The organism is Microcystis sp. M53598_WE2, from assembly GCF_030067735.1.
GTDB classification, from domain to species: domain Bacteria; phylum Cyanobacteriota; class Cyanobacteriia; order Cyanobacteriales; family Microcystaceae; genus Microcystis; species Microcystis aeruginosa.
The window spans coordinates 1-8,995 of the sequence record NZ_JASJFE010000381.1 but is presented as its reverse complement, the minus strand read 5'-3'; the positions used below and the strand labels follow the sequence as shown (position 1 = coordinate 8,995).

Annotated in this window: 7 protein-coding genes and 1 pseudogene; 6 read left to right on the top strand and 2 right to left on the bottom strand. The window is 42.0% G+C overall.

Annotated features, from left to right (window positions below; all coding sequences use genetic code 11):
* The 3 genes from PX636_RS08270 to PX636_RS08260 all read left to right on the top strand — a co-directional run.
* The coding region (locus PX636_RS08270) for an HNH endonuclease (protein ID WP_288116715.1) at positions 1 to 620 on the top strand (620 nt) is incomplete at its 5' end.
* Positions 621 to 694: 74 nt separating this feature from the next.
* Positions 695 to 1,786 carry a glycosyltransferase family protein gene (locus PX636_RS08265; protein ID WP_288116713.1) on the top strand — a complete coding sequence of 364 codons (1,092 nt, stop codon included), beginning with the start codon at positions 695 to 697 and terminating at the stop codon, positions 1,784 to 1,786.
* Positions 1,787 to 1,907: 121 nt separating this feature from the next.
* Positions 1,908 to 3,899, top strand: a complete 1,992-nt coding sequence (locus PX636_RS08260) for an ABC1 kinase family protein (RefSeq protein ID WP_002797231.1) — start codon at positions 1,908 to 1,910, stop codon at positions 3,897 to 3,899.
* A gap of 128 nt (positions 3,900 to 4,027) precedes the next feature.
* Here PX636_RS08260 and PX636_RS08255 read toward each other — a convergent pair whose 3' ends face one another.
* Both PX636_RS08255 and alr read right to left on the bottom strand, forming a co-directional pair.
* Entirely contained in the window at positions 4,028 to 5,332 is a 1,305-nt protein-coding gene (locus tag PX636_RS08255; protein ID WP_002797232.1) for a cytochrome P450, read from the bottom strand.
* Positions 5,333 to 5,545: 213 nt separating this feature from the next.
* Positions 5,546 to 6,742 (bottom strand): alanine racemase, encoded by a 1,197-nt coding sequence (gene alr / locus PX636_RS08250; RefSeq protein WP_044034851.1) that lies wholly within the window; start codon positions 6,740 to 6,742, stop codon positions 5,546 to 5,548.
* Between the two features lie 168 nt (positions 6,743 to 6,910).
* Between alr and tnpB the strand changes: the two genes are divergently transcribed.
* The 3 genes and pseudogenes from tnpB to PX636_RS08235 form a co-directional block, all read left to right on the top strand.
* Entirely contained in the window at positions 6,911 to 8,092 is a 1,182-nt protein-coding gene (gene tnpB / locus PX636_RS08245; protein WP_288116716.1) for an IS200/IS605 family element RNA-guided endonuclease TnpB, read from the top strand.
* A gap of 327 nt (positions 8,093 to 8,419) precedes the next feature.
* Positions 8,420 to 8,695 carry a hypothetical protein gene (locus PX636_RS08240; protein WP_012267355.1) on the top strand — a complete coding sequence of 92 codons (276 nt, stop codon included), beginning with the start codon at positions 8,420 to 8,422 and terminating at the stop codon, positions 8,693 to 8,695.
* 112 nt (positions 8,696 to 8,807) lie between these two features.
* A pseudogene (locus PX636_RS08235) lies at positions 8,808 to 8,995 on the top strand (polyhydroxyalkanoate biosynthesis repressor PhaR); the annotation flags it as partial.

Genomic DNA, 8,995 nt, shown 5'->3' with positions numbered 1-8,995 from the left:
TAGAATCAATAAAATCAAACAACAAGGCAACTAAAGCTCAAATTAACCAAGCACAAAATAAATACAGTCATCCGCAAGTTAAAGACGCATTAGTTAAAATGTTTAATGGGAAATGCGCTTACTGTGAAAGTAAGATTATAGTGGTAACTTACGGAGCGATCGAACATTTTTATCCAAAAAGCCAGTATCCTGATCTGACTTTTACTTGGGAGAATTTACTGCTTTCTTGTGATAAATGTAATGATGCCAATCACAAAGGCACAAATTTTCCTCTCGATGATATCACAGGAAATCCTCTGTTAATAGACCCCACGGATGGAGTAACCGATCCGAATACACATATTGAATTTGTTTGGGATGAAATGGCAAAATTGGCCAGTGTTTATGGTCGGGATCGGCGTGGTCAAATTGTTGAAGATTTGTTCGATCTCAATGGTATGCGTGGACGAAAAGAATTAATTAACTATCGTAGTCAATATATTAAAAGATTGTTAGCATTATTACGTTTCGCAAAACAAGGAGACTCGGAGGCTTTATCTTTACTGCAAGAAGCTTGTCAATCGGGAGCGGAATATTATGCTTTTGCTAGTATTTATATACTGCCTCATTTGCCTCCCTAAAATTAAGGGTAATTATTATCTACGGTCTGAAAAACAAAATTTATCGCTTATTATTCTCACCTTACTTGCTATTTATGTCTCGTCCTGTTGTTTATTTTGCCGTTACTAATCATGGTTTTGGCCATGCCGTCCGCAGTGCTTCGGTAGTAGCTAATATTATTGAACTTAATCCCGAAATTTTGCCGATATTAGTCACCACGGCCCCGCGCTGGTTATTAGATTCCTATATATCCGGAGAATATATTCAAAGACCCCGGGGGTTTGATGTGGGGGTAATCCAATCGGATAGTTTAACGATGGATAAATTAGCTACTAAAGAAAAATTAGAACAAATAATTGCTCAATCAAGGTCAATTATTGCCAGTGAAGTTAATTTTATTAAAACTAATCGTGTGGGTTTAGTTGTGGCCGATTTACCTCCTTTAGCGGCACTAATTGCCAAAAGTGCGGGGCTTCCTTGTTGGATGATTGGTAACTTCGGCTGGGATTTTATCTATCGTGATTGGGGTGAAGAATTTGCCAGTATTAGTGATTGGATCAGTCGTTGTTATAATCAATGTGATCGATTATTTAAACTGCCTTTAGCGGAAGAAATGACAGCATTTCCTCACGTTACAGAAGCAAATTTAACCGGGGGGACACCCCGCTACAGTGAAGAACAATTGCGACAGGAATTTAAGCTAAATGCCCCTAAAGAAAAAACTATTTTATTGAGTTTTGGTGGGTTAGGATTAGAAGCAATTCCCTATGATAACCTCGCCAGTTTTCCCGATTGGCAATTTATCACTTTTGAAAAAAACGCGCCCGAATTGCCCAATTTAGTCCGCCTACAGGATAAACCAGATCGGAGCTATCGTCCCGTGGATTTTATGCCCCTGTGCGATCGAATTATTTCCAAACCAGGATATAGTACCTTTGCCGAGGCTTTAAAATTAGAGGTTCCGATTGTTTCCCTGATGCGAGAAGGTTTCGCCGAATCAGCGATTTTATTGGCCGGAATTCAAGATTATAGTGATCATCAAATTATTAGCGGTGAAGAATTTTTTCAAGGTAATTGGGACTTTTTACGCCAAGCTCCCCAACCGCCCAGATTAAAGGTTAAACTGGCTAAAGATGGTGCAGAATCGATAGCGAGAGCTATCGTAGAATACTTTGAGAGGCAATAACCCTCCAGGGTAAAGTTGAAGACGAACCTGAGCATAGAACTAGGGAGACAGAAACAAGATCGGGCAGAAAGCCGATACTTGTTACAATAGTTTACAAATCACCCTGCCCCGTCACCGAACTATGTCCGAACAGATGATCTCCCCAGAGACGCAAAACCCAGAAGCGATTACTGTTGAAGTGCAGCCCGTCCATATTCCCGAAGAGCATCGGGAAGATATCGGCCCCATGGATGACAACGTAGCCGAAAGTTGGCGTTACAATCCGCAAGTTATTAACGACTATTACCGTCGGCGACCTCTAGACGTTGTGGGGAGATTAATCGAAATTGCCCTGCCGGTTTTATCTTTTGTCATCGGTATCTGGTGGGATAAACTACGGGGAAAATCGCCAAAAAATGAAATTAGACGGGCCGTACAATTGCGGGAAATGTTGACCAAATTGGGACCGACCTATATTAAAATCGGTCAAGCTCTCTCTACCCGGCCTGATTTAGTACCGCCTTTATATTTAGAAGAATTAACCACTCTCCAGGATCAAATCCCCTCTTTTCCTAACGAAATTGCCTATCGTTTTATCGAAGAAGAATTAGGTTATTCTCCCGAGGAAATTTACGCAGAATTATCCCCCAATCCCATAGCGGCCGCTTCCCTAGGACAAGTTTACAAAGGTAAATTAAAAACCGGAGAGAGAGTCGCCGTTAAAGTACAGCGTCCCGATTTGATTCGCTGTATAACTTTAGATGTGTATATCATGCGTAGTTTGGCGACTTGGGTGAAAGGTAATATTAAAAGACTTCGCTCCGATTTAGTGGCAATTACCGACGAATTAGCCAGTCGCATTTTTGAAGAAATTAATTATCTTCACGAAGGACAAAACGCCGAAAAATTCGCTCAACTTTATGGTCACATTGCCGAAATTTACATCCCCAAAATCTACTGGAAATATACTGGGCGACGGGTTTTAACCATGGAGTGGGTGGACGGCACAAAATTAACTAATATCAAAGAAATTCAAGCTCAGGGTATTGATGCCACCCACTTAGTTAATGTGGGGGTGCAGTGTTCTTTGCGTCAATTACTTGAACACGGATTTTTCCATGCGGATCCCCATCCGGGTAATTTATTAGCGACTCCCGACGGTAAATTAGCTTATCTTGATTTCGGCATGATGAGCAATATTGAACCCTATCAACGCTACGGTTTAATCGAAGCGGTGGTGCATTTAGTCAACCGGGATTTTGAGTCTTTGGCCAAGGATTACGTTAAGTTAGACTTCCTGTCACCAACTACCAATTTAGAGCCAATTGTTCCCGCTTTTTCGGAAGTTTTCGGTAATGCTTTAGGGGCGAGTGTGGCAGAATTAAACTTTAAAAGTATCACCGATAAAATGTCGGCGATGATGTATGAGTTTCCCTTTCGAGTTCCTGCCTATTATGCCCTGATTATTCGCTCGATGGTGACTTTAGAGGGAATAGCAATTGGCATCGATCCTAATTTTAAGGTACTGAGTAAAGCCTATCCTTATATTGCTAAACGTCTGCTCACCGATCCTTCTACGGAGTTGCGCGATTCCCTGCGGGATTTATTGTTTAAAGACGGTACTTTTCGCTGGAATCGTTTAGAAAATCTCTTGCGTAATGCTAAAGATTCTAATGATTTTAACTTCGAGAAAGTCACCGATCAAGCGTTAGATTTTCTCCTTTCAGACAGGGGTATATTTATCCGAGAAAAGTTAGTGAATGAGTTAGTCAATGCTCTCGATAACTTCGGTCGTCGCACTTGGTTTAATCTCACGGTTAATTTCCGGGAACAGGTGGGTTTAGCGGTGCAAGAAACTCCCCCAGAATTGTTGGGTGATGCTAAGACTTTCGAGCATCTTCGCAACATCTTTAGTATTTTACAGGAAACGAAAGGATTCGATGCCATGGCTATGGTGCCAGTGATGACTAAACTAATCGCTAAACCGGAAACCCAACAGATGGGACAAAAAATTGCTGAAGGTTTACTACAAAAATCCCTAGCGCGTTTAATTCGTTACTTAGTTCTCGAATTCGATACACCAAATCATCGGCAAAATGGAGAATTACCGAAAGCTTTACCCGCTGCCGATTAACCTCTGTTCGGGTGAGTTCCACCGACGGCTCAAAATCTGAGCATTTCCGATAATAAAGGCCGTGAAATAAATTTCACGGCTCCGAGAAAAATGCTCAACTTTTTTAAAAGTTTTTTTATCCTAGCCGGTTAACGGGGTTTAAAGGTAACTTGTAAACCGTCCCGGGGGTGAGGAGTGGGGATAGAGGTGAGGGTGAGATCTTGATTGGGGAGTAATTGCCAATCGTACTTTTGTACTAAACGGACGGCTAAAATTTTCATCTCTAAACGAGCGAATTCTTTGCCTATACATTCGCGTAATCCCGCACCAAAAGGGATATATCCGTAGGGTTTTTCCTCGGCTAAAAAGCGATCGGGATCGAAGGTTTCAGGATGGGAATAAATATTATTATCTTTATGGGTATTGCTGATTTGATACTGCACTACCCATCCTTTCGGCAAATGATAACCGTTAAATTGACAGTCTTCTATTACCCGACGGAATCCTCCTCCCACGGGGGGAGTAAAACGTAAAACTTCCTTTAAAACGCGATCTAAATAGGTCATCTGTTTGAGGGTATCAACGCTTAAAGGAGTGGATAGATCAAAATTAGTTATTTCCTCAAGGACAAGCTGAAAAATATCGGGATGCAGTGCCATTTGTAGGCAGAAAGTGGCGATAGCAGAGGTTAAAGTTTCATGACCAGCAAAGAGTAATAATAGCACTTGATCCTTTAATTCCGCTAGGGATAAACTTTGACCGTTTTCGTCTTTAGCTTGTAAAAGGATAGCCAGAGCATCCTGGCCTAAGTCATCATTTTTTTTTCTTTCTAAAATGATAGTTTCTATGGCTTCCAGTAATTCTTCTCGACAGCGTAATGCTTTGCCGAAAGCTGTCCAGGGAAGGGGAATGGGAAGGGTAAATAGTCCCGCACACCAAGTATCAAAAGCTTCTCCTAATTTGGTAGCAGAACCATCGTCAAGACCGACAAATAATTTACAGGCGATATCGAGAGTATAGTTTCTTAATTCAGGATACCATGACAGGGTTGTTGCGGTTTGCCAACGCTCTAAATAGTGAGCGGTAATTGTTTCTACCGTAGGGATATAACTTGCTAGGGACCGGGGTTGAAAAGCTTGATAGATTAAACGACGACGGGAAGCGTGAACATCTCCTGTATGCACCGCTAAAGATGCGCTACCGAGGAGAGTTTTGGTACTTTTGGGCCAAGTTGCCGCAAAGTATTTATTCTCATTGCTGAGGAGAAACCGGTTAGCTTCGGCACCGGATAAAATAATCGTGGGACTGCCAAAAATATGAGTACGGAAAAGTTGACCATATTTATTATGACGTTTACTGGCAAAATCCCCATCGGTCAAAAAAGCGATTGTTTCTCCTAATAGGGGTAATCCGAAACTGCCGGGGGGTAAGGGTAGATCTTTGCTTATAGTCATCGCTGCCTCTAGGGTAAAACTGATCAGTTGCCGTCGATTAACCCTGTTTATTTTAACCTAAAGCACCGGAGAATTCATCCCCTCATCTAGCCCAGCAATCAGCGATCGCACTTGACCAAGGCAAGTATCTAGGCAAAATTAATTACAGATCTCACCAGTCAGTTAACAATAAGAATTGCCGCCAATTGACATTTTTTAAGATCACCGCCATAATTAGCCGTTGCTAATAATAATTCGCGGCAAACGATGCTTAAAACCGCAGAGAATTTCCCAGGATATCGTACCTAAATCCCGCGCCCAATCGTCGGCGGTGATGCACTGTGGGCCATCTTTACCGATAAGTGTGACGATTTCCCCTGTTTTTACCTCTGGAATCTCGCTCACGTCAATCATTAACTGATCCATGGTTATTGCGCCGATTTGGGGTACTAAACGTCCTCTCAGGGATACTTTTAAACGATTGGAGAGATTGCGGGGAATTCCATCAGCGTAACCGATACCGACCACAGCAATACGGGTGTCTTTTGCCGCTATGTACTGATGACCATAACTCACCCCGGAGCCGGCGGCAATGGTTTTGACTTGGGCAATGCGCGCTTTTACTTGTAGCACCGGTTGCAAAGGGACTTTATCGATGAGATGATCGGCGGGATAAAGACCGTAGAGAGCTAATCCGACTCTAACTCGATCGTAGTGCAGAGATCGATCGCTTAGGGTAGCGGCAGAGTTGGCTAAATGCAGACAGGGGGGATGATAACCTTTTGATCTTAACTCGGCGATCGCTTGTTGGAATCTTTGCCGTTGTAACTGCATGATTTCGGGGTTGGGATCGTCAGCCGTGGCAAAATGCGAGTATATACTGGCAATTTTCAGGTTAGGAGCCTCTAAAACCTGTTCGACGAATTTTGTGCCGTTTTGCCATTGTGTACCTAAGCGAGACATCCCCGTATCTAGTTTGATATGAACCGGCAGCCGCTGCTCTAAGCGTCTCATCACGCTGGCAAAAATTTGCACCTGTTCGATTTGCACCAGGGTGGGTTGCAATTGCCAATGGGCTAAGGCTGCCACTTCTTCCGGGGTGTTCACTGCCCCTAAAATCATAATTGGGGCAACGATTCCCGCTTCCCGTAGTTCGATACCTTCCCCGATAGTCGCGATGGCTAAAGATTGCGCTCCAGCTTCTAAAACGCTGTTAGCCACCTTAACTGCCCCGTGTCCGTAAGCATCGGCTTTAATTACCGCTATTAATTCCGTTTTTGGGGCTAATAAGGCCTTGACTTTTCGCACGTTTTGTTGTAAGGCCGAGCGATCAATCTCTACCCAAGCACGATAGCGAATTGCTTCCGACAATTGATAATCATGACGGTTTTTGGGCGGATTGATAATTTTTGGTTCGATGCTAAACACCACTCGCTCACTCCTTTGCACACATAACCCAATTTATCACAGATGTCGGGGTGAAGACCCTCGTACTGACAGGATGAAACCCCGACCAATATAAAACAGCGAAGCACGATTAAATCCTTGACAGTTTAGCCTTGCATAGCTTACCATAGTAAATTTAGTTGGGTAAACAAGATATTAAAAGCGTTTAAGTACAGAATCTATCCGACCAGTGAGCAATCAGTTTTGCTTGCCAAGTCGTTTGGCTGTGCTAGATGGTTTTACAATTACGCTCTAAACTTGACATCCGAAACTTACAAGCAAACTGGAAAAGGATTAAGCAGAGACGAAATAATTAAGCTGCTGCCTTCCTTAAAAAAAGAGCATGAGTGGTTAAGCGAAGCACCGTCGCAGGTATTACAACAAGCTGCTTTAAATCTTTCTAGTGCTTTCCTTAACTTTTTTGAAGGTAGAGCTAAATATCCTAACTTCAAGAAAAAGCAAAATAGGCAGTCGATTAGATTTCCTCAACACTGTAAGTTAAAAGATGATGTTTTGGTATTACCTAAAATTGGTGAAGTCTCTTGCCAAGTTTCGCGGCAACCAGAGGGAGACTTAAAGTCTGTTACGGTTTCAGTTAATCCATCAGGAGAATATTTCGCATCTTGTCTTTATGATGATGGTCAGGATTTACCCCAAAAATCATCAGAAGGAAAAGCTATCGGGATAGATGTTGGACTAACCCATTTTGCTATTACATCAGATGGGACTAAACACGGGAATCCTCAATACTATCGTAAGTACGAACAAAGATTAGCGAGGAGACAAAAGAAACTAAGCCGCCAGCAAAAAGGCTCTAAGAATCGAAATAAAGCTAGAGTTAAAGTTGCTAAAGTTTACTCTAAAATCGTTCGTTGTCGTGAAGATTTTCTGCACAAACTAAGTCGTAAATTAGTTGACAAAAACCAAGTCATAGTGGTAGAAAATCTGGCAGTCAGAAACATGGTCAAAAACCCTAAACTAGCAAAATCAATTAGTGATGCTGGTTGGGGTCAATTCTGTACTATGTTAAAATACAAGGCTGAATGGGAAGGAAAAATCTATATAGAAGTAGATAGATTCTTTCCTAGCTCTAAGACTTGTAGTAACTGTTTAAATCCTGTTGATAGTTTGAGTTTAGATATTCGTAGTTGGCAATGTCCTAAGTGTGGAGAAAACCACGATAGAGACATCAATGCCGCTAAGAATATTCGGGATGAAGGTTTACGAATTTTGGCGGTAGGGCATACCGCTACTGCTTCTGGAGGGAGAGTAAGACCAAGTAAAGGCACTGCTTTTGCAAGGCATCTCCCTGTGAATGAAGAATCCCTCGCATGAGTGCGATGGGAGTGTCAAACCAAAAGAAAACCGAGAGGGCTAGGAAAGAAGCCGGAAACTCCTCTGGATTTCCTCCTTTTTCCCAGCGGAATCTAGGCTTTAAGATGAATGGGATGTTAGGAAGTTCCCGAAAAAATTTGGGGTTAGGGTTTTTCCGTAGAGAATGAACAGTAACGGGTAATCAGTGACAAGAAAGTAGCGAAGTTTTCACCTAACACTGTCTCAGTGGTTGAACAGAAGTGAAGTTAACTGTGGGGTAAGGAATGCCAAAAAGCCTAGACTAAGATAAAATTATATCCAACCGGATGCAGTATAGGAGTTTAGCCAATGTCTAACGAAACTGTTACTTATTCCCTAGAAGCTGTCCTCACAAGGATTGAGGGAAAGATCGATAAGATTGATGAGCGCTTGACAAAAGTAGAAATAGGATTAACCGATCTCAAAGGGGATATTAAAGTGTTAGACGAGAAAATCGAAGGCATCGACAATCGGCTAATATCGGTAGAGGGAACCCAAAAAAATCAGGTCTGGACATTAATTATCCTTTTGGGGAGTGCCATTTTTACGGCCGGATGGAAAGTATTTTTTTCCAGTAATATCTGATCTTTCTAATTCTCAACAAGACTACAGTTAACCGCTCCTGAAAGAAAATTTTCTTAAAGCCTAGACTAAGATAAAATTATATCCAACCAGATGCAGTATAGGAGTTTAGCCAATGTCTAACGAAACTGTCACTTATTCCCTGGATGTCGTCCTTAAAGAAATTAAAGACAGTATCAAGGAAGTTAGTCAAAAATTCGATAAGATTGATGAGCGCTTGACAAAAGTAGAAATAGGAATAGCCGATCTCAAAGGGGATATTAAAGTGTTAGACGGGAAAATTGAAGGCATCGACAATCGGCT

What these genes read in the sequence shown, in the direction of transcription:
- PX636_RS08240 (WP_012267355.1), top strand. Translation starts at nt 8,420, where the DNA reads ATGTCTAACGAAACTGTTACTTATTCCCTAGAAGCTGTCCTCACAAGG.
- PX636_RS08255 (WP_002797232.1), bottom strand. Translation starts at nt 5,332, where the DNA reads ATGACTATAAGCAAAGATCTACCCTTACCCCCCGGCAGTTTCGGATTA.
- PX636_RS08265 (WP_288116713.1), top strand. Translation starts at nt 695, where the DNA reads ATGTCTCGTCCTGTTGTTTATTTTGCCGTTACTAATCATGGTTTTGGC.
- PX636_RS08260 (WP_002797231.1), top strand. Translation starts at nt 1,908, where the DNA reads ATGTCCGAACAGATGATCTCCCCAGAGACGCAAAACCCAGAAGCGATT.